The organism is Pseudoalteromonas sp. MM17-2 (assembly GCF_022347945.1).
In the GTDB taxonomy this organism is placed as follows: domain Bacteria; phylum Pseudomonadota; class Gammaproteobacteria; order Enterobacterales; family Alteromonadaceae; genus Pseudoalteromonas; species Pseudoalteromonas ruthenica.
Genome location: NZ_JAKRFV010000004.1, coordinates 106,150 through 129,838 on the forward strand (window position 1 = coordinate 106,150; position 23,689 = coordinate 129,838).

22 protein-coding genes are annotated in these 23,689 nt (G+C 48.3%); 2 read left to right on the plus strand and 20 right to left on the minus strand.

Annotated elements, in window-relative coordinates; genetic code table 11:
* Window positions 1-2: 2 nt before the first annotated feature.
* From MHM93_RS05210 to ndk, 4 genes are all read right to left on the minus strand, one after another.
* On the minus strand, window positions 3-932 hold the full coding sequence (locus tag MHM93_RS05210) for a RodZ domain-containing protein (RefSeq protein ID WP_239448274.1): 930 nt from the start codon (window positions 930-932) through the stop codon (window positions 3-5).
* Between the two features lie 2 nt (window positions 933-934).
* The gene (pilW, locus tag MHM93_RS05215) at window positions 935-3,001 is read right to left on the minus strand and encodes a type IV pilus biogenesis/stability protein PilW (RefSeq protein WP_239448275.1); all 2,067 of its coding nucleotides are present in this window, start codon (window positions 2,999-3,001) and stop codon (window positions 935-937) included.
* 91 nt (window positions 3,002-3,092) lie between these two features.
* Entirely contained in the window at window positions 3,093-4,223 is a 1,131-nt protein-coding gene (locus MHM93_RS05220; protein ID WP_022943790.1) for a bifunctional tRNA (adenosine(37)-C2)-methyltransferase TrmG/ribosomal RNA large subunit methyltransferase RlmN, read from the minus strand.
* A gap of 169 nt (window positions 4,224-4,392) precedes the next feature.
* Window positions 4,393-4,824 (minus strand): nucleoside-diphosphate kinase, encoded by a 432-nt coding sequence (ndk, locus tag MHM93_RS05225; protein WP_053910025.1) that lies wholly within the window; start codon window positions 4,822-4,824, stop codon window positions 4,393-4,395.
* A 287-nt stretch (window positions 4,825-5,111) separates the two neighbouring features.
* Between ndk and yegQ the strand changes: the two genes are divergently transcribed.
* Window positions 5,112-6,467: a tRNA 5-hydroxyuridine modification protein YegQ gene (gene yegQ, locus MHM93_RS05230; RefSeq protein WP_045979696.1), complete on the plus strand. Its 1,356-nt coding sequence runs from the start codon at window positions 5,112-5,114 to the stop codon at window positions 6,465-6,467.
* On the opposite strand, the gene MHM93_RS05235 is transcribed toward yegQ, so the two are convergent.
* From MHM93_RS05235 to MHM93_RS05245, 3 genes are read right to left on the minus strand one after another with little or no spacing between them, the layout of a single operon-like run.
* Window positions 6,448-8,226 (minus strand): sugar phosphorylase, encoded by a 1,779-nt coding sequence (locus MHM93_RS05235; RefSeq protein ID WP_239448276.1) that lies wholly within the window; start codon window positions 8,224-8,226, stop codon window positions 6,448-6,450. The genes yegQ and MHM93_RS05235 overlap by 20 nt on opposite strands.
* Window position 8,227: 1 nt before the next feature.
* Complete coding sequence (locus MHM93_RS05240) at window positions 8,228-9,469, minus strand: glycosyl transferase (protein WP_138509406.1); 1,242 nt, start codon at window positions 9,467-9,469, stop codon at window positions 8,228-8,230.
* Window positions 9,462-11,189, minus strand: a complete 1,728-nt coding sequence (locus MHM93_RS05245) for an HAD-IIB family hydrolase (protein ID WP_239448277.1) — start codon at window positions 11,187-11,189, stop codon at window positions 9,462-9,464. The genes MHM93_RS05240 and MHM93_RS05245 overlap by 8 nt, the downstream gene beginning before the upstream one ends.
* A 258-nt stretch (window positions 11,190-11,447) precedes the next feature.
* On the opposite strand from MHM93_RS05245, the gene MHM93_RS05250 reads away from it, so the two are divergent.
* Window positions 11,448-11,717, plus strand: a complete 270-nt coding sequence (locus MHM93_RS05250) for a YfhL family 4Fe-4S dicluster ferredoxin (protein WP_239385063.1) — start codon at window positions 11,448-11,450, stop codon at window positions 11,715-11,717.
* 1 nt (window position 11,718) lies between these two features.
* Here MHM93_RS05250 and MHM93_RS05255 read toward each other — a convergent pair whose 3' ends face one another.
* The 13 genes from MHM93_RS05255 to trmJ all read right to left on the minus strand — a co-directional run bounded on the left by MHM93_RS05255 (window position 11,719) and on the right by trmJ (window position 23,629).
* A complete protein-coding gene (locus MHM93_RS05255; RefSeq protein ID WP_045979701.1) occupies window positions 11,719-11,961 on the minus strand; it encodes a hypothetical protein in 243 nt (80 codons plus the stop codon).
* 279 nt (window positions 11,962-12,240) lie between these two features.
* The gene (locus MHM93_RS05260; protein WP_239448278.1) at window positions 12,241-13,617 is read right to left on the minus strand and encodes a Gfo/Idh/MocA family oxidoreductase; all 1,377 of its coding nucleotides are present in this window, start codon (window positions 13,615-13,617) and stop codon (window positions 12,241-12,243) included.
* Between the two features lie 129 nt (window positions 13,618-13,746).
* Entirely contained in the window at window positions 13,747-14,820 is a 1,074-nt protein-coding gene (locus MHM93_RS05265) for an aminoglycoside phosphotransferase family protein (RefSeq protein ID WP_239448353.1), read from the minus strand.
* Between the two features lie 4 nt (window positions 14,821-14,824).
* Window positions 14,825-15,730 carry a sugar phosphate nucleotidyltransferase gene (locus MHM93_RS05270; protein ID WP_239448279.1) on the minus strand — a complete coding sequence of 302 codons (906 nt, stop codon included), beginning with the start codon at window positions 15,728-15,730 and terminating at the stop codon, window positions 14,825-14,827.
* A gap of 114 nt (window positions 15,731-15,844) precedes the next feature.
* Window positions 15,845-17,278 carry an NAD-dependent succinate-semialdehyde dehydrogenase gene (locus tag MHM93_RS05275; protein ID WP_239448280.1) on the minus strand — a complete coding sequence of 478 codons (1,434 nt, stop codon included), beginning with the start codon at window positions 17,276-17,278 and terminating at the stop codon, window positions 15,845-15,847.
* 75 nt (window positions 17,279-17,353) lie between these two features.
* Window positions 17,354-17,692, minus strand: coding sequence for an ISC system 2Fe-2S type ferredoxin (gene fdx / locus MHM93_RS05280; protein ID WP_022943778.1), 339 nt, complete (start codon window positions 17,690-17,692; stop codon window positions 17,354-17,356).
* Window positions 17,693-17,695: 3 nt separating this feature from the next.
* Window positions 17,696-19,558, minus strand: a complete 1,863-nt coding sequence (hscA, locus tag MHM93_RS05285; protein WP_239448281.1) for a Fe-S protein assembly chaperone HscA — start codon at window positions 19,556-19,558, stop codon at window positions 17,696-17,698.
* A gap of 30 nt (window positions 19,559-19,588) precedes the next feature.
* Complete coding sequence (hscB, locus tag MHM93_RS05290) at window positions 19,589-20,113, minus strand: co-chaperone HscB (RefSeq protein WP_022943776.1); 525 nt, start codon at window positions 20,111-20,113, stop codon at window positions 19,589-19,591.
* 88 nt (window positions 20,114-20,201) lie between these two features.
* Window positions 20,202-20,525 carry an iron-sulfur cluster assembly protein IscA gene (gene iscA, locus MHM93_RS05295; protein ID WP_239448282.1) on the minus strand — a complete coding sequence of 108 codons (324 nt, stop codon included), beginning with the start codon at window positions 20,523-20,525 and terminating at the stop codon, window positions 20,202-20,204.
* 11 nt (window positions 20,526-20,536) lie between these two features.
* Window positions 20,537-20,920, minus strand: a complete 384-nt coding sequence (gene iscU, locus MHM93_RS05300; RefSeq protein WP_022943774.1) for a Fe-S cluster assembly scaffold IscU — start codon at window positions 20,918-20,920, stop codon at window positions 20,537-20,539.
* A 35-nt stretch (window positions 20,921-20,955) separates the two neighbouring features.
* A complete protein-coding gene (locus MHM93_RS05305; protein WP_045980587.1) occupies window positions 20,956-22,173 on the minus strand; it encodes an IscS subfamily cysteine desulfurase in 1,218 nt (405 codons plus the stop codon).
* A gap of 30 nt (window positions 22,174-22,203) precedes the next feature.
* Window positions 22,204-22,695: a Fe-S cluster assembly transcriptional regulator IscR gene (gene iscR / locus MHM93_RS05310; protein ID WP_022945495.1), complete on the minus strand. Its 492-nt coding sequence runs from the start codon at window positions 22,693-22,695 to the stop codon at window positions 22,204-22,206.
* Between the two features lie 202 nt (window positions 22,696-22,897).
* Complete coding sequence (gene trmJ, locus MHM93_RS05315) at window positions 22,898-23,629, minus strand: tRNA (cytosine(32)/uridine(32)-2'-O)-methyltransferase TrmJ (RefSeq protein ID WP_022945496.1); 732 nt, start codon at window positions 23,627-23,629, stop codon at window positions 22,898-22,900.
* Window positions 23,630-23,689 lie beyond the last annotated feature (60 nt).

Genomic DNA, 23,689 nt, shown 5'->3' on the forward strand with positions numbered 1-23,689 from the left:
ACTTACTCTGTTAACGGTAATGAAAATTTAGCGAGGCGGTTTTTCGGAAACTGTGAAATATCAACCGCTTCACCATTTAATTCGATATCAACAACATCGTGTTTGCCAAGCGTGACAGCAAAAGGCGCTTTGCCAATGAGTTCAAGCTCTTGTCCTGCATTTTTTATATCGTAAACTAGGCGCTTACCATCAGCATCTTCTACCGCCACCCAGCACTCACCGCTAAAACGCATATATACACGCTGCTGACCACTTTTTAAGGGCTCGCTTTGCACTGCAGTATTTGCTGTAGGTGCTGCATCAGCAGTCTCTTCACGCTCTTCTGTCGCAGTGTTAGAGATTGGCTCTTGCGCGCTCAGCGTCGTAGCTGATTGCTGTGCTTCGGGAGCAGGTGTTTGTTGACTTTGTTCTTGGATTTCGCCACCTGGTTGCACTGGCTGTTGCTTAGCGCTTTCAGGCCCTTCACTGGATATTGGGCTCGAGCTCACAGTGCTGGACTCTGGGGTAGACAAACTCAGCGGGTCATCACTATTTTGCCACCACCAAATAGCGGAAGAGCCCAAGATGATAGCTAGGATAATATAGCTTACCAGCATCAAGCGGTTGTCATGGGCTTCTTTTTCAGTTCTTCGCGAAAAGCTTTGCATGGCCGCGATTTGTTCACTGTCATCTTGTGGGTCATAACCCTCAAGCAATTCTTTATGATCTAGGCCTACCACTTTGCAGTAAGCCTTCACATAGCCTTTAACAAAGATCGGCGGGCCGAGCTTTTCGAGGCGGTCATGCTCTAAATCATCAAGCTTTTGCACTGTCAGGTTCAGCCTTTTCGCCATTTGTTCTTGGCTTAACCTGTGTTGCTCCCTCGCTTGTACTAAATATTTCCCTATTTCTAATGGAGCACTTTCCTCTGTTATTTCACTATTTTCGCTCATATTTAATAGTTTTGAGGATCAACTAAATACAGTTTCTCGCCGGGTACTAGGCGAGCGCCCTCATCTAGCTGATTCCATTCCATTAGTCGTTGCAGAAGAATGTTATACTGGGTGGAGATACTAAACAGCGTATCTCCTTCTTGCACAGTATGATAAATGTTCGGCTCTTTTAAGTAAATTTTACTACCACTGAGCACGTGATCTGCGCTCTTAAGGTTATTCCATTCACGCAATGTGCTTAAGCGAATATTATAGCGTGCAGAAACACTGAATAAGGTCTCCCCTTTTTTCATTACGTGATAGGGCAGCGCCAGTGGGTCATCACTATCGACCTGTGCGCCTTGAGCGATAAACTCGCTGACTCCTTCACTGAGCTCAGTATTACTTTGCTGTACCACCACATCTTCACTTGCTAAGGCCTGTGTATCGGACGCTTGCATACTATCTACAGGCGTGGTGTCATCGCTCTCACTTTGTGCAGGGACATCACTCACCTGTGCCATTGCTTGTTCATCGGAGGATAAAGATGACGGCTCGGCGCCGTCATTGCTTTCGGCCACTACGTCAGATGCACTGTCAGCCCCTTCGCTTTGGGTCGCTACTTCATCAGCATTTTGTTGCTCAGCAACCGTGTCGACTTCATCGGTGACGGCTGTGGTTGCAGGCTCATCTTGTACAGCGGAGTCATGCTCTGGCAAATCGGCCGGTGACGTTGATTGTTCATCAATTTCGGCGCTTGCTTGCAGCGCTTCAGCAGGCTGTTGCGGTGCACTCTGCTCGCCATCGCTATTATCGTCACTCGGCTGTGCTGCAGGTTGTGCAGCTGACGGCTCTGGATTCGGGGTCGTTGTATCGTCACTGGTATCGGTGGTCGTGACCACCGCAATGTCCTGAGAGTCTGCATTAACCTGCTCGGTAGCACTTTGTTCGGTTTGAGTCGCTTCAGTATCTGAGGTTTGTGCTTTAACAACTTCTGCGGCTGTATCCACCTCAGTATTTGCTGCTTCTACCTTGTCATTTGTGGTTGCTGCATCGTCATTTGCAACTAGTTCGCTATTTTCATGAGCACTGTCGACCATTTCTTGAGTCTGCTCGGCACTGCTGGTTGCAGCCTGTTGCTGCGCTGGTGAAGTGACGACGACCGGCGCTTTAGTAGGCGTTGTCGAAGTGCTCGACTTTTTCTTCATCACCTTGATTTTTGGCTTGGCAACGATGCGGTCATCTTGCATCACCCCTTGCAACTCAGAAAGTTGGTGTTTGCGATACTGCTCTCGCAACTGTTCAAACTCACTGGCGCTATAGCGCTGCTCGCGGACAATACGCGCTTCAATCGAGGACGGGTACGTCAGCTCAATGGTTTCTGCTAATTTACGCGCATCTTCCACATGACCCATACGATCTTGAATCAGATAACCAAGTAACAATGACCGCGATGAAACTCGTCCAGTACGCTCATAACGCTGGAGCACCTGCTGTGCTTTATAAAAATCGCTTTTAGCATAGTGCACTGCGGCTAAATTAATGAGGCTGGATGCACGTAAAGAACTGTGATTCAACGCTTCTTCAAGGTAGGACTCAGCGGCATCAAATTTATCAAATTCGAGTGCGCACAAAGCTAAGTTTTCGTAGCTTTCCGCAACCCGTAAATAGCTTGGAATTTCAATGGCTGACATAAACTTGTCAACCGCGCCTTCATAATCGCCAATATCACATAAAAACACCCCATAATTATTCAAGGTGTTTGGATCATTCGGCTCGAGCTCAATCGCACGTTCGTAAGCATCTTGGGCACGCTGATGCTCACCGACTCGTTGATAGTAGTAAGCCATCGAGTAATGTACTTCAGGAAGCTCTGGTGCAAACTTAGCTGCGCGTTCGAGGTTATATTTAGCTTGTGTGCTGTTGCCCTGCGAGAGATAGTTGAGGGCTAATGAGATGCGCGTACGCGCGGCGTCGACATTATTTATTCGTTTTTCTACTACAGGCCGGTCGCTGCCCACATAGGTGCTTTCGGTTACACACCCGCCTAAGGCGAGTAAACTGACACTGGTCACTAAAAGCTTGCGCATGGCGTCGCCTCGTTAATTCCGTTATTGCACCTATATTACCGAAAAGCCCTTTTGTTTCATCTATTTTTTAACAAAAGGGCGATATTTTCTGTTATTGAGCCACATTTATAGCGATAGCGCTCTTTTCTCGCTCTTTTCTCTTGGCCAAACGTTTGGTTCTATCAACCACATCACCCACCAGCTGTCCACATGCGGCGTCGATATCATCGCCTCGGGTACGACGCACGATGGTGGTAATACCGGCCCCTTGCAGTACCTTCGAGAAGCGGTCGATGCGACTGTTGCTTGAGCGCCCGTAATCATTGCCAGGGAAAGGGTTAAAAGGAATCAAGTTAACCTTCGATGGCGTGCCTTTAAGTACTTTCACTAATTCATGGGCATGATCGGTGCTGTCATTGACTTCTTGCAGCATCACATACTCAATGGTGATGTCTTTATTCGCTTTTGAACCGTCAATATAACGGCGACACGCCGCTAAGAACTCTTCAATAGGGTACTTTTTATTAATCGGCACTAGCTCATCACGCAATTCGTTATTCGGAGCGTGTAAGGAGATTGCTAAGGCCACGTCTATTTGCTCTTTTAACAAATCAAGCGCTGGAACCACACCTGAAGTACTCAATGTAACGCGACGCTTCGATAAACCAAACGCCCAATCATCCATCATCAATTCCATCGCCGGAACCACGTTTTTCAAATTCAGCAGTGGCTCTCCCATGCCCATCATCACCACATTGGTGATAGGACGGCGGGTGCTGTCACCGTGCAGACCGATATCACGGGCTACACGCCATACCTGACCGATGATTTCAGAAACCTTGAGGTTACGGTTAAAGCCCTGTTGTGCGGTCGAGCAGAAAGTACATTCCAATGCACAACCCACTTGCGACGATACGCACAAGGTGGCGCGATCTTTTTCCGGGATCCAAACGGTTTCTACCTCTTGGCCACCATCGAGTAGCAAGGCATATTTGATAGTGCCATCGCTGGATGGCTGCTTTACCGAAATTTCCGGGGCGCGAATCTCACACTCAGCACTCAGTCGCGCTTTGAGTTTTTTATTGAGATTGGTCATGTCGTCGAAATTGTCGATGCCAAAATGGTAAATCCACTTCATCACCTGATCGGCGCGGAACGGCTTTTCACCAATGGATGCGAAATACTCGCGCATTCCTTGGCGATTAAAATCGAGTAAATTGATTTTTTTCTCAGTCGTGGCCATGAACAAACCTCTATCAGGTGACGGATAAAACGAAGGTGGCAAATTGTACACAATTTAACCATTATAGCAATTCCTTAGCACACTGGCTGCAGTGCCAATAAACTAAGGAATTACAAGGACAAGAAAAGGGCCCGAAAGCCCTTCCCGCGACTGTTGTCGTAGCTCGAAATTAACGAGTACGAGGACAGATTTCTTCTTCAGCGAAGAAGTAAGCGATTTCGCGAGCCGCAGACTCTGGCGCGTCAGAACCGTGTACTGCGTTTTCGTCGATGCTGTCTGCGTAGTCAGCACGTAGTGTGCCAGCAGCCGCTTCCGCAGGGTTAGTCGCACCCATGATTTCGCGGTTTTTACGGATTGCATCTTCACCTTCAAGAACTTGCACCATTACTGGGCCAGAAGTCATGAAAGAAACAAGGGCACCGAAGAAAGGACGCTCTTTGTGTTCAGCGTAGAAGCCTTCAGCTTGCTCTTGTGATAGGTGAACCATTTTTGATGCAACGATCTTAAGACCTGCAGTTTCGAAACGGTTGTAGATTGCACCGATGTGGTTTTTAGCTACCGCATCAGGCTTAACGATAGAGAAAGTGCGCTCTAAAGCCATGTTTTGCTCCAAATAACGTTAAATTTTAAGTGTTAAACTTTACCGGGCGCGAATTATACGCGCTTTAGCGTGAAAATCCTACTACATTGTTACGCCCGTGAGCTTAGTGAATAAACAAGTCAGGGCGATGACAACCCCGTTTCGGTGATGATGTGCTCTACCGCCCTACTGTGCTTAGTGCGCTGACGCAATAGCAAAAGCTGATCCATATCAAACCATCCTAGCGCCCTCACCGCTACACTGCCGAGCTATTTTTTCACTGACCTGGACTCAGTTAAGGAATCATTATGTCTGTATTTTCACCAGAGCTGCTCAGCCCTGCGGGTAGTTTAAAAAATATGCGCTACGCCTTTGCCTATGGCGCGGATGCCGTCTATGCGGGACAGCCTCGCTATAGTTTGCGAGTTCGAAACAACGAGTTTAACCTCGCTAACCTCGAGCTTGGTATAAATGAGGCCCACCAACAAAATAAAAAACTTTATGTGGTTTCTAATATTGCGCCGCACAACGCCAAAATAAAAACCTATTTGCGCGATATAGAGCCGGTTATCGCCATGAAGCCCGATGCCCTGATCATGTCTGACCCGGGGCTTATTATGTTGGTGAGAGAAAAATGGCCTGATATGCCCATTCACTTGAGTGTTCAAGCCAACGCCGTGAATTATGCCAGCGTGCTGTTTTGGGCCAAACAGGGGGTTGAGCGGGTGATTCTATCGCGTGAGTTGTCACTGCAAGAGATTGCAGAGATCCGCGAACTGTGTCCTAACACCGAATTAGAAGTGTTTGTCCATGGCGCGTTATGCATGGCGTATTCCGGGCGCTGCTTACTCAGTGGCTACATCAACAAACGCGACCCCAACCAAGGTACTTGCACGAATGCCTGTCGCTGGAGCTACGATGTCCAACCGGCCACCGAAACGCCGACCGGTGATGTGGTGCATAAGGTGGACCCAACACTTGGGTTGGGTGCGCCTACCAATGAGGTATTTATGCTTGAAGAGCAAGGCCGCCCGGGGGAGTATATGCCAGCATTTGAGGATGAACACGGCACCTACATCATGAACTCCAAAGACCTACGCGCCGTGCAGTATGTGGATGCGCTGACGCGTATGGGCGTTCATAGTCTAAAAATAGAGGGCCGTACTAAGTCGTTCTATTACGTTGCACGCACGGCTCAGGTGTACCGCCAAGCCATTGATGACGCCGTCGCTGGCAAGCCATTCGACGCCAACTTACTGCGCAGTCTCGAGCATCTCGCTCACCGAGGCTATACCGAGGGCTTTTTAAAACGCCATGCGCACCAAGAGTATCAAAATTATGACTATGGCCACTCTATTTCTGATTCACAGCAGTTCGTTGGTGAGGTGCTTGGTCGAACCGCAAATGGCTTAGCAGAAATAGACGTTAAAAATAAATTTTGTACCGGCCACTCACTGGAGTTAATGACGCCTAAAGGCAACGTGCATTTTAACTTACAACACATGGAAAACACCAAGGGCGAGCGCATTAGCGATGCAAAAGGCTCTGGCCATCAAGTGCGTATTCCCATCCCCGAAGATATCAACCTTGAACACGCCATTTTGATGCGTAATTTAGAAAGTGGTCAAGATACACGCAACCCGTTTAAGTCGTCGTGTTCGTAAGCCATATAGCTTGATAAGGGCGCATGCTCAGGCATGTGCTCATGTCTTTATAGACAATGTCACTGAGCAAATCGCACCACGGCTGGGTGTTCACCAAGTTTAAATCTTCCAGTGACAAGGTTTGTGGATGATTGCTAATGTTAAACAGACAAAAAATACTTTGTTGGCGGTCGGCGCTTTGTCGCCAAAAGCCGAAAATTTCTTGGCCAAGGTGCAAAGTAAACTGCGTTGCATTGGGGTGAAAGGCTTTTTGCTTCCCGCGTATCTTAAGCAAATTCAACATACCACGATGCACCTTTTGGTGATGGCTATGTGGGTCGGCCAATTTGGCCTCTAAGTCATGCCAGTGCCAACGATGGCGATTAATGGCACGATTATGCTGGGTATTATTAAAACGCTCATAGTCGTTTTCGGTCCCCGTGAGCGAGTGAATATACACACCGGGAATTCCCTCCAGTGCCAACATAATGGCATGAGCACATAGAAATCGCGCCACAGCAAAGTTATCTGGCCCCTGCTGCGCTCCCTGTAAGGCATCAAACAACGCGATGTTGATTTCATAAGGCGCTAACGTACCGTCATTTTGTGTGCGCCAACTCACCTTGGCACCAAAGCGCTGCATACAGGCCACCAGAGCATTAATTTGCACGGTATCTAACAGGCCCTCTGCTGGGCGCAGGCCAATGCCGTCATGGGAGGCTATAAAGTTAAAATAGGCCGTACCATCTTGGGCGGGGGGCATGCGCATCATCCACTTTTTCAGTGCTGTGCAGTCACCGGTAGTCAAGGTGTGTAATAACAAAGGAGGTAAAGAGAAGTTATAAATGCAATGCGCTTCATTGGCATTACCAAAATAGGAGAGGTTTTGCTCATTGGGAATATTGGTTTCAGTAATGATGATGGCCTGTGGCTGCACATGTTCTATCAAAGTGCGAAGCAGACGCACCACTTCATGTGTTTGCGGCAAGTTAATGCAGGAAGTTCCGGGGACTTTCCATAAGAAGGCCACCGCATCGAGGCGAAATATACGCACCCCGTTGTCGAGATAAAAGCGGATAATCGCCACAAACTCTCGCAACACCTGCGGGTTAGCAAAATCAAAGTCCACTTGATCATGACTAAAAGTGCACCACACATGTTGCTCACCCGCTGCAGTGCGCACCTTGTTGAGTAGCTCAGATGTGCGTGGACGCACCACGTCGTCTAGATTGTCACTGACATTGGCCGTTTTAAAGTAGCCCTTTCCGGGGGCAACGTTAGCAATAAAGTTACTAAACCACAGGCTCTTACTGGAACAATGATTGATCACTAAATCGGCCATCAGCCGGTAATCTTTGCTGATATCGTTAATATGCTGCCAACTGCCAAGGGCCTCATTGACTTGCACGTAATTCATCACCGCAAACCCCTCGTCTGACGAGTAAGGGTAAAATGGCAAAATATGCACCGAGTTAATGGCGCCTTCGGTGTAGGTATCGAGAAATTGTTTCAGTGTATACAAAGGCGGTTCAGTGGGCAGCGTATGGGGTTCATGAGCCTGAGTTTTATTCACCGAGTCGCCATAACAAATCAACACCGCATCCCGTTCATCCCAGCGACTTTTATGGGGTGTGGGCTGGCGAACCACATCACCTTTAAGCATCAGTTCAAGCAATTGTGCCGCGAGCTCCTGACATTGCGCATCATCAAGAATACCGGCGTAAATGATCGCTAAATGGTGGGTGACACGTTGCTCAAACTGACGCTGGCGAGAAGTCATACTACCCCGCCTTGCGTATGTGTGCGCTGAACTGCTGATTATCTAGCTCAACCGCTTCACGTAAACGGGCAAACACATCAGGCATCGCCGACACCACGCGGTTCCAGCTGGGTACGAAAGGCGCTTCCATCGGATGCTCTAAAAAATGTTGCCCGGCGTGCATAATATTTTGCGCGAACATTTCCACCGCCTTTTCTTCTTGGTGAATATCAAGGCTTAAACCATTCATAAGCGCATCATTATGATAGGTTTCGACAAAATCCAAGGCAATGCGGTAGTAAGTTGCTTTCAGTGAGCGAATGGTTTCGGTGGTAAAGGTTTCCCCTTGGGTGGCAAGCTTGCGAAATAGCGCTTTGGTAATATCCACCGACATTTTTGATAGTCCAGCGTTTCTATCTTCCAAGGAAAGATCTTGGTGTTTGTGGTCATAGGTTTGGGCAATATCGACTTGACATAAACGGTTATGAGCGTAGTTGCGGTACATCTCCGACAGCACGCCAATCTCTAAACCCCAATCACTGGGGATACGAATATCATTGAGCACATCGCGGCGAAACGAAAATTCCCCCGCTAAGGGGTAGCGAAATGAGTCCATATACTCGAGGTAATCGGTGCTACCTAATACCGTTTTGAATGAGCGCAGCAACGGCGTCACCAATAAACGCGAAACTCGGCCATTGATTTTTCCTGCCGCAGTACGGGCATAAAAGCCCTTACAGAACTCATAGTTAAAGCGTGGGTGGGCCACAGGATAGATAAGCCGAGCCAGCAGTGCACGGTCATAGGTGAGAATGTCGCAATCATGCAAAGCGATAGATTCAACTTTTGATGCAGCAAGGGTATAGCCCATGCAATACCACACATTACGCCCCTTCCCTAACTCCTTAGGGGCCACACCAAGGGCCTGTAGCTCACTATCCAAGGCACGTAAACGCGGGCCATCATTCCATAGTACCCGGTGTTTTTGCGGCAATTTGTCGAAGAATGTCAGCGCATGACGGTACTGTTGCTCGTCCGCTCGGTCCAGGCCTATGATGATTTCATCGAGATAAGGTACTTGCTGCAGGTGATTCACTATGTTTCCCAACGCGGGGCCTTCGAGTTCGGAAAAAAGCGATGGCAGAATAAGACCCATGGGCCGTTCTTGGGCAAATTGCACCAACTCCCCTTCAAGTTCAGCGACCGAACGCTGAGAAATATTGTGGAGTGTTGTGACAATGCCATTTTGATGAAAATCAGCCATGGTTACGCACCTCATCTGCTGCTAGTTGCTCTTTGATCAGCGCTAAACTACTGAGCGTTTCCTGCCAACCTCGCGGCCCGGCATGAACACTGAATAACGCGCTGCGTTTTTTTAAAATCGGGGCTGTGTTTTCGCTGTTCGCAATAACTATCGCAGTGTCTGCCGCCTCTAGCATTGCCACATCATTATGGCTGTCGCCCAGGGCGATGCTGTGCAATGGGCAACTATATTGCGATGCCAGCATTTGCATCACATAGTGCAGCGCTTTGCCCTTGTTCACTCCCAGACTCAGGTGCACAAAGCGCCCACCGCGCAACACTTCACATCCTAATTTCTGCGCCGCCAGCGTGAATTGGTGTAACACCTCGTCACTACCTTGCCAGTAAAGCGGATCGCTGTAATGGCGTGTTTGCGCTTGTGTTAATGCCTCGCCAGTGAGGCCAGTTAAGGCACTTAAGCGCTTAGACGATAGTTGACTAAAAGAACGAAAGCTGTCACCGAATTGTTCTGCCAAAGCAGAAATGCACTGTTGTAAGGTCACTAAAGGCGGGGCAAAGGGCATAATCCAGTAGTTATCGCACTGCTGAGCAGCTTTAGGTGGTGTAATAAAGTGCCCTTTGGGCACGTACAGAGCGGCGCCATTTTCGCAAATAAAAGGCAAGTCTAGGTGTAAAGCCTGGCACAGCGCATGGATTTCCGCCGCTGTTTTGCTGGAGTTAACGATCACTGGCACCTGCGCCTGACTCAAAGCATTGAGTAAGGGCTTCGCCTCATCACACTGATAGCTGTGATGATCTAATAAAGTGCCATCCAAATCGGTAAAGACCACCGGAAATGCCGACCCTTGAGTGGCGAGTTTGTTATCGCATTGGTAAATGTGTCGTGTGTTATCAAGGTGATAAACTACATCACAGTGCGCGGGTAAGTGAGCTAAACAATGGCGGGTTAAGCGCTCAAAATAGCTAATAAAGGATTTTACTCCTTGCTCGTCGAGAGTGTGCTCACTGGCTCCATGGCGGGCAATAAGCTGCTGCTCTTGCTGCCAACGCCACGCTTGCACAGCATCAAAGCTGGGCGCTTTCAACATGATGCGAATATCAGCGGCGTTGAAAACCGCTTGATACTCATTGGCCAAACGGGAATTCACACAACGCCGCCAGCGGCCATCTGGATCTTGGTTCTGCTCTAGACCATTAACCGCGACGTTAAGCTCACACGGGCTTTGTGGCTGCGCACCAACACACCAGCCTTCAAGAATAAACACATCGATGGGGCGCTCAAAATAAGGCCAATTCACTAACGGCTCGCGGTCATCGGTGGCTTTATTGAATCGCGGCACTCGGATACCACGAGCTCCGTCTTGAATTCGTGCGATCACTTTATTGAGCAGTGCAATATCATGGGTGCCCGGCACACCTCGGGTGGCAAAGAGCGGGTGCACTGACTGCGCTAACTGTTCACGTACCGCTCTTGGGAAGTAGAAATCATCTATAGAGCACGCGCAGGTATGCAAAGCAAAGCGCTGTTGTAATGCTTGCGCCAAGAACGCTGCTAAGGTGCTTTTACCCGACCCTTGCGCACCATTTATGGTGATAAACAACGCCTGTCCAGGTTGCTTACTATTTGCTAATTGCTGCGCCAGCGGCATGAAGTGGTGCTGAATTTGCAATTTATAACTCGACTGCAACTGTTGCGCTGATATAAATTTTTCAATATCCATGCCGTGCTCACACAAGGTTCGATTGTAACTATGAAGGTAATTTGCAGGACTTAGGCCAAATTGTAAAAGGCGGCCTTTTCATAAGGTTAGTAAATAAGCGAAGAGTAAGCGCACCAAAAAAGTGCAAAAAGGAGGAATTATGCGCTGCTATCGCACTTTGTTTTAGATCAAGCAAAGTAGTAAAACGATAACTAAAAGGCTGTCCTTGAACCGCGTTTTTTGTACTATCGCGTCCGCGCTGAAACAAGGGGAGTCGTGATGGCTTTATTAATCAACGATAAGTGTATTAACTGCGATATGTGTGAGCCCGAGTGCCCTAATGGCGCTATTTTTATGGGCGAAGAAATCTATCAAATCGAGGCGAGTAAATGCACTGAATGTGTTGGTCACTATGATCAACCAACCTGCGTGCAAGTATGCCCTATTGATTGCATAAAACCAGACCCTGCACACAAAGAGAGTGTGGAGCAGCTTGCCGATAAGTATGTACGCTTAACCGAACAATCTGCCCACTACGGCAACACATAAATTACGACCGAGGCGCAGATGTATTGCTTTTCTCTGCGGTATTCACATCATCATCAAGTGCTTGCTCTAGCAAATTAGAGACACTCGCTCGCAGTGCTTCACGTTGCGCTTGTACAAAGTTTTCAAGTGCTTGCTCAGCCGCTTGTTTAACGGCTAATTCCACCTCTTCGGCTAGACTGGCCGCTTGAGTAGAAAAGCTCAATGTCATTACAGTAGTGATAAGTGCGATACGTGCGAATTTCATAGTTGTATTCCTTTTTCAGTTTAATTAAAGCATCTATTGATGCGCTTACTGTAGGAATATCAAGGTCCGTGCCAAAAATTTAAATACATAATTATCAATAACTTATATATTTAACACGCGTTTTATTCGCAGCAAAGCTGTCCGTCTGTGGACACATATGCGTCCGCAATCGGACACTTTCGTTGTATCAGCTTGCTTATCACCGCAACCAAAAACAGCCATTGCTCGATAGACTCAGCCCAACAGGCTCAGTATCAAGCTATCGAATTTAAAGAGGGGTTAAGCGCCCACAATCCCCAATGGTGTGGCGCTTTTCCAGGCACCACGAGTAAAGTCAGGAATACTCAAGGACTCACTGCGACTAGCCACCGACTGCGTAGACAAGGGAGAGATCACTGACCAAGCGGCGCCATCGTATACATCTTGATCCAATGGCTCACCATTGCGCAGACAGTAGATCATGCGCCAAAACATCAAGAAATCCATACCACCATGGCCACCATTATGCTCTGCTTGTGCACCCATTTTTTGCCATAAGGGATGATCGTATTTGTCATACCATGGCTGCATGTCGTATTCCCACTCATGGAAGCTTTTGTCGCCTCCTTGCTCCAGCGCGATGCGATTAGGGAAGCCGGCAAACACGCCGTTGGTTCCTTGGATAAGATTATGACGACTATAAGGGCGAGGAGTGGTGGTATCGTGCTGAACCATAATACTGCGCCCTTTAACGGTTTTTATCAGCGTGGTATTCATATCGCCAGCTATGAATTCCATTTGATTACGCGAGTGTTCGGGGGGAAATTCGCGCTGTGCATACGCAGCACGTCCTAATGCTGGGGAACTCATGGAGGTGAGGTAATCGAAACGATCGCCACGATTGATATTCATGTATTGCGACACCGGACCTAAACCATGTGTTGGATACAAGTTACCATTACGTTTGGTGTGCCATGCTGTACGCCAAGAGCCGGTCTTATGGGTGATCTCTTTCATTTGCCAACGCAGCTCATGAATGTACGCAGCTTCACCATGGAGTAACTCACCAAATACGCCCTGGCGCACCATATTTAACACCATAAGCTCATCGCGACCGTAATTGACGTTTTCCATCATCATACAGTTCATTTGCGTGCGCTCAGCGGTATCCACCAGCTCCCACATTTCTTCTACAGTCAACGCCAGTGGCACTTCAACAAACGCGTGCTTGCCGCTTGTCATGGTATCGATAGCCATCGGCGCATGCCATTGCCAGGGCGTGGAAATAATAACAATATCAATGTCATCACGTGCGAGCATATCGCGATAAGCATAGTCACTATCGCCGTAGGCAGTGGGCTTGGGTTGACCGTTATTAACAACGAACTCAACGCTGCGCTCCAGCACTTCTTGGTGGGTATCGCAGATAGCTTTGATTTCGGTGCCTGCAATGGCACTCATGCGCTTTACATGGCCGTAGCCTCGTTGACCAACGCCGATAAAGCCGACCCGAACAACCTCCATTTTAGGTGCCACCAAACCGATCACTGAGCTGCCTTGGCGTGCAGGCGTCACTGCTTGTTGTGAACTGGCACAGCCAGCCAAAGAGGCGGTTGCCGCCCCAGCGGCACCCGCGCCTGCGGCCTTAATGAAATCGCGTCGATTAAACTGCTTCATAATCTATTCCTTGGTAAATGCGTCACTAGCACGCTATCGCAAAGCGATTGGCTAGGCAAAAGGAACAGGATGAATAACGCGCTGGTTGGAGCTGTCGCCAGGTGAAGTAATCCGGCGACGGCCTGTAAGCTAAGCGTGATCGATCAGTGGTTTTAGTGTGTCAGTGTTATTGATGAGATCGCGGTACAAGGCAAACTGGTTGTTTGCTCTGTCCAAATTATGCTCGGGGTACTTAGTGGCAAAGTACTTATCGCCATTAATATAATCAGTTAAAAAGCGTACACCAATCATAAATGGCATCACTTGCGCACCGAGCCAAAAACTGCGCTTTTCCTGTACCGTGATCAGCCCTTTTAATGGCTCAATATAACCCTCAACAATAGCGGCAAATATATCTTTACGCACTCGCACGTTACTAAGCTCGGTACTGTCTTCGGGTTCAGGCGAGCAAAAGGTACGGACCATATCACCGAAATCAAATAACCAATAACCTGGCATACAGGTATCAAGGTCAATGACCGCCTTGGCCTGATCGGTTTTGTTGCTAAAGAGCATGTTATTTATCTTGGTGTCGTTATGACATGGGCGCACTGGAACACAGGTCACAAGTTCTGCCAATTGGTGCACAAGATGAGTTTGCTGTTGGCAAAAGGCTAATTGCTCACTCACCTTGGCTACACGCCCTTGGCTATCCGCTTGCACCGCTTGCTCGAGCATGTCCAAGCGCATTGCTAAGTTATGAAAGTCCTGAATCACCGGATAAAGCTGCTCGGCGTCGAAATCCTCAAGCGCTGCGGCAAATTGACCGAACGCATTCGCCGCGACCTTCGCTTGGCTTGGTGAGCGCACCACTTCCTCGCTGTAACTACCACCGATAAACTCCAATGCACGCCATTTCTCACCGTTGATATCGAGTAGGTAGCGCTGATCTGTAGTGGCTACATGTTTAATAATATCAAGCTGGTATTGTTGTTTATGATGCTTTTTAAGTAAGTGCTGTTCGATTTTACGGGCATTCGCGACCAGCTTATCAGGCTTAGGAAACACATCGGTATTGAGGCGCTGTACCACGACCGCGCCGTGAGCATGTTTCAATAACATGGTGGTATTAATGTGACCATTGCCAATGGGATTTAAACTAAGCTGGGTCGGCTCAAAGCCGAACTGGTGCGCCAATAATTGCGCATGAGAGTCTGTATTCATAGGTTCAATCTTGAGTGCCGCTTCGCTCATTGCTTAATCCCTTGAGCTGTTTTATTTTTTTTGCGATTACAGCGAGTTCATCTTTATAAGTCATGCCGAGCCAGGGCTGTGTGGCAGGGTAAACATCAACGGTCGCCAAATGATGGTCAATGCAATATTGTATTTGATCGGGAAGATAATACTCTTTTTTGACACCGTTGTCAGTGCGCGCCAAAAAGCGCTCGAAATTATCCGCTAACACATAAAATAATGCTCGCCCTACACCCCAAAAGGTCATTGACGCGAGCGTTCCTGAATCAATTTGTAACCTTTCATCCTTATCATTATAGCCGACAAGCTCGTCATCAACGTTTTGAATATTAAGCACTTCATCAACACGTTGAAGTTGATTATGGCTGTTAAGCTGACAGATCCCCCGATTCACGCCGCCCTGCTCACTACAGGTACTCGCCACCGGGTAAGCAACACAGGCCCAGTGCTCACTGTGCTCAAAGTGTGCCACCATTTGCTGATAGGCGTGCTTACCATAATAGTCATCGGCGGTGATCACGATGGCTTTATCCCTCACCTTGTCTCTCGCACATAGCAAAGCATGGCCAGTCCCCCAAGGCTTGTTGCGCTCATGTACTAAGTGAGCATAAGCCGCTGGTACATCACTGATATGTTGCTCGACCAAGTCAACACTCATGTCCTTTGGTAATTGCGGTAATATATGCTCGCACAGCGTCGCCCGCACTTGTTGATTTATGACCAATACCACATGGCGCACTCCCGCCTGATAAGCGTCTTCAATACTCAATTGCATTATGGTCTTTTGCAAACCCGGCAATACCGCCACCTGCTTGGCGCCACCAAAACGACTACCTAAGCCGCCAGCAAGAATAACTAAACTTAGCGTTGCTGCACTCATATTCGTCCAATTACTACGACAAAAGGTAGAGTGTACAGATAACTGAGGGAGTTGAGCAAATAGTTGGGAGGGAATCCAGATGAGACGCGTTTGCACGCGCCCCCACTTAAGCTGTTAATCAAGGTTGAGACACAAATACTTCTCTTCGAGGTACTCTTCTAACCCTTGGTGTCCCCCTTCACGGCCAAGGCCAGACTGTTTCACCCCGCCAAAGGGTGCCACTGGATTAGAAATGAGTCCTTCATTGATACCTACCATGCCATATTCAAGCGTCTCTGCGACCCGGTGTATCTGGGCTACATCTTGACTGTAAAAATACGCAGCTAAGCCATAGGGAGTGTCATTGGCCTGCTGCAGTGCCTGTTGCTCATCTTTAAAAGTGGCAACCGTGAGCACTGGGCCAAAAATTTCCTCACGACTGATACGCATCTCACTGGTCACATTACTCAATAACACTGGCGCCACAAAATTTCCTTCAAGGCTTTGGCGCTCGCCCACTAAGGTCGCGCCTTCTTGCAGTGCCGAGTCGATAAGCTCATTCACGTTAGTTTTGGCTTGTGGGTAAATAAGCGGGCCTATATCAACGCCCTCTTCGGTGCCTGGCCCCACCTTTAATTTGGCCACTCGCTGCTGTAACTTGGCAAGTAACTTGTCGGCAATGCGCTCGTCAGCTAAAACCCGGTTAACGCACACGCAGGTCTGCCCAGCATTGCGAAACTTACTGGCAATGATACCATCAGCCGCCTTATCTAAGTCGGCACTGGCGAACACCAGTAAAGGTGCGTTGCCCCCCAGCTCCATAGAAGTGCGCTTAATGGTACTCGCGCATTGTTTTAGCAGCTGGCTGCCGACCTGGGTTGAGCCAGTAAAGGTGAATTTACGTACCACTTCACTGGTGGTGAGTTGCTCTCCTACCGCTTTAGCATCATCACTAAGCAGAACATTAAAGGCGCCCTGGGTGAAACCCGCTTGGTGCGCCAAGTGAGCCAGAGCTAAGGCACACAATGGTGTGTGTTCTGAGGGCTTAAGCACAAAGCTACAGCCCGCCGCATAAGCAGGTGCAACCTTACGAGTGATCATGGCAATGGGAAAGTTCCACGGGGTAATGCCAGCAACTACACCAACGCCTTGCTTAATGACACTAATACGATGCTCAGGCTTGCTAGCTGGAATAATTTCACCGTAGCTACGTTTGGCTTGTTCAGCAAACCATTTTACAAACCCGGCACCATACGCAACCTCACCTTGCGATTCGGCTAACGGCTTACCCTGCTCCAGCGTCATCAGCTCAGCAAGGCTGTGTTGATGCTTCATAATCAACTCATACCAACGGTAGAGTACTTCGCTGCGCTGCTCAGCAGTGGTTGTTTTGAGATCTTTAAAAGCACGTTGTGCACTCGTTATTGCCTGCTTTACCTGAGAAGGGCTCACCCTTGAGGCACGCACTATCTCGCTCCCATCGGCGGGGTTAGTTACGGCAAACTCCCCCTCTCCTTTTAGCCATTGCCCATCAATAAATGAGTGTTGAAATATCCAAGCTGAATCCATAACGCACCTCCAAAACAAAAAAGCCGCTGAAGATAAATTACAGCGGCTTTTTGCATAAATTAAGTTCGAACCAAATTAATGCTCTTCATTAACGATGTTGAGGTTGTATTTGGGAATTTCAACCACTAAGTCTTCGTCATGAATTTTGGCTTGACACCCAAGGCGTGATTCGGCCTCAAGTCCCCAGGCTTTATCAAGCATGTCATCTTCAAGCTCATCACTTTCTTCTAAAGAATCAAACCCTTCGCGGATCACCACGTGACAGGTAGTGCAGGCACAAGATTTTTCGCAAGCATGGGGAATACTGATGCCATTTTTCAGTGCCACATCAAGGACTGTTTCGCCCTCTTTTGCCTCTAAAGCCGCGCCATCGGGGCACAATTCATCATGGGGTAAAAAGATAATTTGTGGCATTGCTTATACCTCGTCTACTGACTGGCCCGTAAGAGCCTTTTTAATGGATGCATCCATACGACGCGCAGCAAACTCGCTGCTGGCCGCATCAACTTTCTCAATTGCTTGTTTAATTTGCTGTGGCTCATCGGCCTGACTGCTAACTTCCGTGAGCTCCGCCATGGCTGCTCGCAGCGCATTCAACTCTTGCTCATCAAGCAAGTGACTGTCGGTTGCCAATGAAGCTTCTAGTGCCTCAACAACCCGAAGCGCCTCTACTTGCTGCTCTTTAAGCATACGCGCTTGCATGTCCTCTTTAGCGTTGCTCATTGACGATGTAAGCATCTCGGCAACCTGATCATCAGATAGACCATAAGAAGGTTTTACCTGAATCTCTGCTTGCACACCGGTGGATTTTTCCATCGCCGTCACACTGAGTAAGCCATCAGCATCAACATTAAAGGTAACCCGAATATGCGCTGCACCGGCGGCCATTGGCGGGATCCCTTTTAAGCTAAATTTCGCCAGAGAACGACAATCGTCAACCAACTCTCGCTCGCCCTGCAAAACATGCAACGACATGGCTGTTTGCCCATCTTTAAAAGTGGTGAACTCTTGCGCCCGTGCAACCGGAATTGTGGTATTGCGGGGAATGATTTTCTCCACCAAGCCACCCATGGTTTCTAATCCTAAAGACAGCGGCAACACATCAAGCAATAACATATCAGAGTCAGGCTTATTACCGACTAAAATATCGGCTTGAATCGCAGCGCCGACGGCAACAACACGATCTGGGTCAATGCTGGTTAATGGCTGTTTGGCAAAAAACTCGGCCACTTGCTCACGTACTATTGGCATTCGAGTCGAGCCACCGACCATCACCACTTCGAGCACTTCTTCGTTGCTGATCTGGGCATCTTTTAACGCCCGGCGACAGCTGCGTAAGGTTTTCTTAACCAGCGGCTGTGCCAGCTCGGCAAACTGTTCACGGGTCACGGTAACGGTGTAAGATTGACCATCAAATTCCAATACCACATTCACTTTGCCATAGCTTGTCAGTGCTTCCTTACAGGCTTTGGCTTTATTGATAAATAACCGTAAGGTATTGGCCGTTAATTGCGTAACGCCGGTTTGCTGCTTAAAGTAATCCACTAGCAAAGAATCAAAGTCATCGCCGCCCAGAGCGGAGTCGCCACCGGTTGCCAGCACTTCAAACACGCCTTTGTTTAAGCGCAAAATAGAGATATCGAAGGTACCGCCACCGAGATCATAAACGGCAATCACCCCTTCTTGGCCCGAATCTAAACCGTATGCCACCGCCGCTGCGGTTGGTTCATTCAGTAAGCGCAACACTTTTAGCCCTGCTAATTGGGCCGCATCTTTGGTGCTTTGGCGCTGGGCATCATCAAAATAGGCAGGCACGGTGATCACCGCCCCGGTGATATCCTCACCGCCGAAGCTTTGCTCGGCGCGGTTTCGTAATGCCTTGAGAATCTCACTGGAAGCTTGTACAGGGCTGATATCGCCTTGACGAGTGTGAATATGCAGGCTGTTATTGGTATCAGTGAACTGATACGGCAGCTGGCCGTAACTGGCTTCGATTTCCGCTTGGGTTTTACCTAAAAAGCGCTTAACCGAGATCAGCGTATTATGAGGGTCATCTGCAGCGTGCTGCTGCGCGTCAGTGCCGACGACCACGTCTTGCTCTAAATAACGCACAACAGAGGGTAAAATAGCCTCACCTTGCTCATTAGCTAAGGTTTTTGCCTCACCGCTTTGCACCGTGGCAACAAGCGAGTTGGTGGTGCCTAAATCAATTCCCACAGCGAGTTTGTGTTCATGTGGTGCCGCGCTTTGCCCCGGCTCAGCGATTTGCAATAATGCCATGTAATCTAAAAAACCTTTTCGTTTAATGCGCTAATCAAATAACTCATCTTCAATGCGTTCTAGTTCGTCTCGTAACTTGTAGACAAACTTCAGTTTGCGCACGTCATCTGCAGCCTTGTGCCATTGTGCTGAATCGTCGCTCGCTAACAGCGTCGCGAGTTCATTGCTGTATTGCTTATCTAAGGCAGCAATGTGCTTTTCAAACTCAGCGATGGCCGCATCCGGATCGCTGGCTGATTGCAATTCTTCAAGCTCTTCACGGAGCTCCATTTGCTGCATTAAGAATTCAGGGTCTTGCAGCGTCTGTTGTTCACCGCGTAGGTCCACCCCAAGCTCAGCCAGCATATACTCTGCGCGCTTTACTGGGTGCTTAAGCGTTTGCAACGCATCATTGATTTCCGCTGTTTTTTGCACGGCGACGAGTTTATCTCGCTCACTGCCACCACTGTGTCTGTCTGGGTGAGCAGCACGTTGCAATTCTAAATAGCGCTCATTAATTAAGGTTAAATCAACCGTAAAGCTGACTGGAATAGAAAATAGTTCAAAATAACGCATTGGTTAAACCCTATAATGAAAAGCCCTACATTGGGTAGGGCTTAAAAACGTGCGATGCACACCGCTTCGGCGTACTCACTGCTGGTTATTAAACAGTGAAGCTCTCGCCGCAGCCACATTCACCACTTTGGTTCGGGTTATTAAACTTAAACCCTTCATTCAACCCTTCTTTGGTGAAGTCCAATTCAGTGCCATCAATATACACCAGGCTTTTTGCATCAATGATCAGGGTTACGCCCTTGTCCTCGAAGGTTTCATCTCCTTCGCTGAGCTCGTCGACAAACTCTAGCACATAGGCAAGCCCCGAACAGCCGGTGGTTTTGATCCCCACGCGCAAACCTATGCCCTTGCCACGGTTTGCGAGGAAGGATTTAACTCGGTCTGCTGCTGAGTCTGTTAAGGTGATTGCCATACACTGCCGCCTTATTTGTCTTGCTTGCTCTTGTAATCTTTGATTGCTGCTTGGATTGCATCTTCCGCTAGGATTGAACAGTGAATTTTCACTGGTGGTAACTCTAGCTCTGCACTGATGTCGGTATTTTTGATAGTTGCCGCTTCATCTAAAGTTTTGCCTTTCACCCATTCGGTGACCAGCGATGATGATGCGATTGCACTACCACAGCCATAGGTTTTGAACTTAGCGTCTTCGATGACACCTGTATCAGATACCTTGATTTGCAGCTTCATAACGTCGCCACACGCAGGTGCGCCGACCATACCGGTTGCAACGCTGGGATCGTTTTTGTCTAGAACGCCCACGTTACGTGGGTTTTCAACATGATCAATTACTTTATCACTGTATGCCATAACTTTTACCTCGCTACCTTGTCATTCGCCAAGGCTTAATGATGTGCCCATTCAACCGATTCTAAATCAATCCCTTCTTGGTGCATCTCCCACAACGGAGACATTTCACGCAAGCGGCCAATGGACTCTTTAATAAGTTTTACGGTGTAATCGATTTCCTCTTCAGTGGTGAAACGACCAATACTGAAGCGAATCGAGCTGTGTGCTAGCTCATCGTTACGACCTAGTGCACGCAGCACGTAAGACGGCTCCAAGCTTGCTGATGTACAGGCTGAGCCAGAAGATACGGCAATGTCTTTCACTGCCATTAACAGCGACTCACCCTCAACAAAGTTGAAGCTAATGTTGGTAATACCAGGAACCGATTGCTCCGGTGCACCATTAAAATACACTTCGTCCATGTCGTTCATAATGCCGTCAATTAAACGCTGACGTAGGGCACTGATGTGTGCATGGTCTTTATCAAAATCCTGTTTGGCATAGCGGAATGCCGCGCCCATGCCAACGATTTGATGCGTTGCCAGCGTGCCCGAGCGCATACCACGCTCATGACCACCACCGTGCATTTGTGCTTCTAAACGCGCACGTGGCTTACGGCGTACATATAACGCACCAATGCCTTTAGGGCCATATACTTTGTGGCCAGAAAATGACATGAAGTCGACTTTCAATTCTTGTAAGTCAATTTTCACCTTACCGGCGCTTTGAGCGGCATCGACATGGAACATAATTTTACGTTCGCGACACATCTCACCGATGGTGGCGATGTCTTGAATGACACCAAGTTCGTTATTTACGTGCATCACGCTCACCAAAATGGTGTCGTCACGCATTGCTGCTTCTAGCTTTTTCAAATCAAGTAGGCCGTTTTCTTCAACGTCCATATACGTCACTTCAAAGCCCTGACGCTCAAGCTCACGACAGGTATCGATCACCGCTTTGTGCTCGGTACGCACGGTAATCACGTGCTTACCTTTTTTCTTATAAAAGTTAGCGGCGCCTTTAATAGCTAAGTTATTCGATTCAGTCGCACCTGAAGTAAATACAATTTCACGGGCATCGGCGTTGATTAAATCGGCAATGTCGTGACGCGCCTGATCGACCGCTTCTTCCGCTTGCCAACCGAAGCGGTGTGAACGCGATGCGGGGTTACCAAAATTACCTTCCATTGTCAGGCATTGCATCATTTCTTCGGCAACGCGCGGGTCCACCGGCGTTGTTGCTGCATAATCTAAATAAATCGGTAACTTCATTACTTTCTCCGCTTACGGCAACCTAGTTGCTTACAGTTGACAGCTGACTTGAATATTTTCTAACTTGCTAATGGCATCATTAAGCTGTTTATCTTGGCGATCGGCCACTTCTTTAATGTCGGACTTGCTGACCAACTCAGATAAACTAATACCATGTAAAAACTCTTCTATGCGCTGACTTAAGTCAGACCACAAAGTGTGGGTCAAACAGCGCATGCCGCTTTGACACCCACCATCAGCGCCATGACAACGAGTGGCGTCCACCGACTCATTAACCGCACTGATAACATCGCCGACCGAAATAGCACCGGCTTCTTTACCTAGTAAATAACCGCCGCCTGGACCACGCACTGAGGTCACTAACCCTTGCTTACGTAGGCGAGCGAATAATTGTTCAAGATAAGATAATGAGATTTCCTGCCGCTGTGAAATATCGGCAAGGGGAACGGGCCCTGCATCGGTGTGCAGCGCAACATCGAGCATCGCGGTAACCGCATATCTGCCTTTGGATGTTAACTTCATATCGCCCCCATACTCTTCAAGAGTGTGAATTTTAATTACCTGAGTATTAGAGTCAAGTATTTACTGGAAGTACTTGAGTAAAATACTCGGGTATTGACTGCCATTGTAATTACCTGAGTAAAATAGTCAAGTATTAACCTGCAGTGTATAGAGGGATCATGAGCGCCCCTTCATAGTGGCGCTCTAGTGACGTTTCTGAGTATCAGTCTTGGTTGTTTTGCTGTTTATCTACTGAAGTCAGCATACCGCGCAGAATATTGAGCTCTTGTTGCTCTGGGCGGGCACGGTTAAACAAACGTTTTAGTTTTGTCATCACCTGACCAGGGTGCTGTTTGATGATAAATCCGGTGTTGCTAAAGGTACTTTGCAAGTGTTCATAGAAGCGCTGCATTTGTTCGTTGGTGGGGTACTCGTTGTCGTCTTGTTCGACCGCTTGCTCTTGAGTATCTAAAAACTGCATGCGCGTCTCATAACACAGAGTTTGTACCGCCATGGCTAGGTTCAATGAGCTGTAATCTGGGTTCGCCGGAATACACACATGGAAATTACATAGCTGTAGCTCCTCATTGGTTAGGCCGCTGTTTTCACGACCAAAAACCAATGCCACAGGGCTGCTCTCGCCCTCTTTAACAAGCTTTTCACCGCATTGACGAGGGTCTACCATCGGCCAGCTCAAAGTGCGAGAACGGGCGCTAGTGCCTATGGCCAATACACAGCCTTCAAGTGCTTGCTCTAGCGTATCGACCACTTGAGCCTGCCCTAAAACATCCGTAGCTCCAGCTGCGAGTGCGCTGGCATGACTATCAATTTCACAGGCCGGGTCAACAAGATAAAGGTTACTGAAACCCATGGTTTTCATTGCTCGAGCCGCCGAGCCAATATTACCTGAATGCGAGGTGTTAACCAAAACGATGCGAATGTTCTCAAGTGCCATAGTACGGTGTTTATTCTTTAGTAAATTACGATACGCCGTAGTTTATCATAACCCTAGGTA

What these genes read in the sequence shown, in the direction of transcription:
- MHM93_RS05275 (WP_239448280.1), bottom strand. Translation starts at nt 17,278, where the DNA reads ATGGATTCAGCTTGGATATTTCAACACTCATTTATTGATGGGCAATGG.
- iscR (WP_022945495.1), bottom strand. Translation starts at nt 22,695, where the DNA reads ATGAAGTTAACATCCAAAGGCAGATATGCGGTTACCGCGATGCTCGAT.
- hscB (WP_022943776.1), bottom strand. Translation starts at nt 20,113, where the DNA reads ATGCGTTATTTTGAACTATTTTCTATTCCAGTCAGCTTTACGGTTGAT.
- MHM93_RS05250 (WP_239385063.1), top strand. Translation starts at nt 11,448, where the DNA reads ATGGCTTTATTAATCAACGATAAGTGTATTAACTGCGATATGTGTGAG.
- trmJ (WP_022945496.1), bottom strand. Translation starts at nt 23,629, where the DNA reads ATGGCACTTGAGAACATTCGCATCGTTTTGGTTAACACCTCGCATTCA.
- iscU (WP_022943774.1), bottom strand. Translation starts at nt 20,920, where the DNA reads ATGGCATACAGTGATAAAGTAATTGATCATGTTGAAAACCCACGTAAC.
- MHM93_RS05255 (WP_045979701.1), bottom strand. Translation starts at nt 11,961, where the DNA reads ATGAAATTCGCACGTATCGCACTTATCACTACTGTAATGACATTGAGC.
- MHM93_RS05220 (WP_022943790.1), bottom strand. Translation starts at nt 4,223, where the DNA reads ATGGCCACGACTGAGAAAAAAATCAATTTACTCGATTTTAATCGCCAA.
- MHM93_RS05260 (WP_239448278.1), bottom strand. Translation starts at nt 13,617, where the DNA reads ATGAAGCAGTTTAATCGACGCGATTTCATTAAGGCCGCAGGCGCGGGT.
- yegQ (WP_045979696.1), top strand. Translation starts at nt 5,112, where the DNA reads ATGTCTGTATTTTCACCAGAGCTGCTCAGCCCTGCGGGTAGTTTAAAA.
- MHM93_RS05305 (WP_045980587.1), bottom strand. Translation starts at nt 22,173, where the DNA reads ATGAAGTTACCGATTTATTTAGATTATGCAGCAACAACGCCGGTGGAC.
- ndk (WP_053910025.1), bottom strand. Translation starts at nt 4,824, where the DNA reads ATGGCTTTAGAGCGCACTTTCTCTATCGTTAAGCCTGATGCGGTAGCT.
- MHM93_RS05210 (WP_239448274.1), bottom strand. Translation starts at nt 932, where the DNA reads ATGAGCGAAAATAGTGAAATAACAGAGGAAAGTGCTCCATTAGAAATA.
- MHM93_RS05265 (WP_239448353.1), bottom strand. Translation starts at nt 14,820, where the DNA reads ATGAATACAGACTCTCATGCGCAATTATTGGCGCACCAGTTCGGCTTT.
- MHM93_RS05235 (WP_239448276.1), bottom strand. Translation starts at nt 8,226, where the DNA reads ATGACTTCTCGCCAGCGTCAGTTTGAGCAACGTGTCACCCACCATTTA.
- MHM93_RS05240 (WP_138509406.1), bottom strand. Translation starts at nt 9,469, where the DNA reads ATGGCTGATTTTCATCAAAATGGCATTGTCACAACACTCCACAATATT.
- pilW (WP_239448275.1), bottom strand. Translation starts at nt 3,001, where the DNA reads ATGCGCAAGCTTTTAGTGACCAGTGTCAGTTTACTCGCCTTAGGCGGG.
- hscA (WP_239448281.1), bottom strand. Translation starts at nt 19,558, where the DNA reads ATGGCATTATTGCAAATCGCTGAGCCGGGGCAAAGCGCGGCACCACAT.
- fdx (WP_022943778.1), bottom strand. Translation starts at nt 17,692, where the DNA reads ATGCCACAAATTATCTTTTTACCCCATGATGAATTGTGCCCCGATGGC.
- MHM93_RS05270 (WP_239448279.1), bottom strand. Translation starts at nt 15,730, where the DNA reads ATGAGTGCAGCAACGCTAAGTTTAGTTATTCTTGCTGGCGGCTTAGGT.
- MHM93_RS05245 (WP_239448277.1), bottom strand. Translation starts at nt 11,189, where the DNA reads ATGGATATTGAAAAATTTATATCAGCGCAACAGTTGCAGTCGAGTTAT.
- iscA (WP_239448282.1), bottom strand. Translation starts at nt 20,525, where the DNA reads ATGGCAATCACCTTAACAGACTCAGCAGCAGACCGAGTTAAATCCTTC.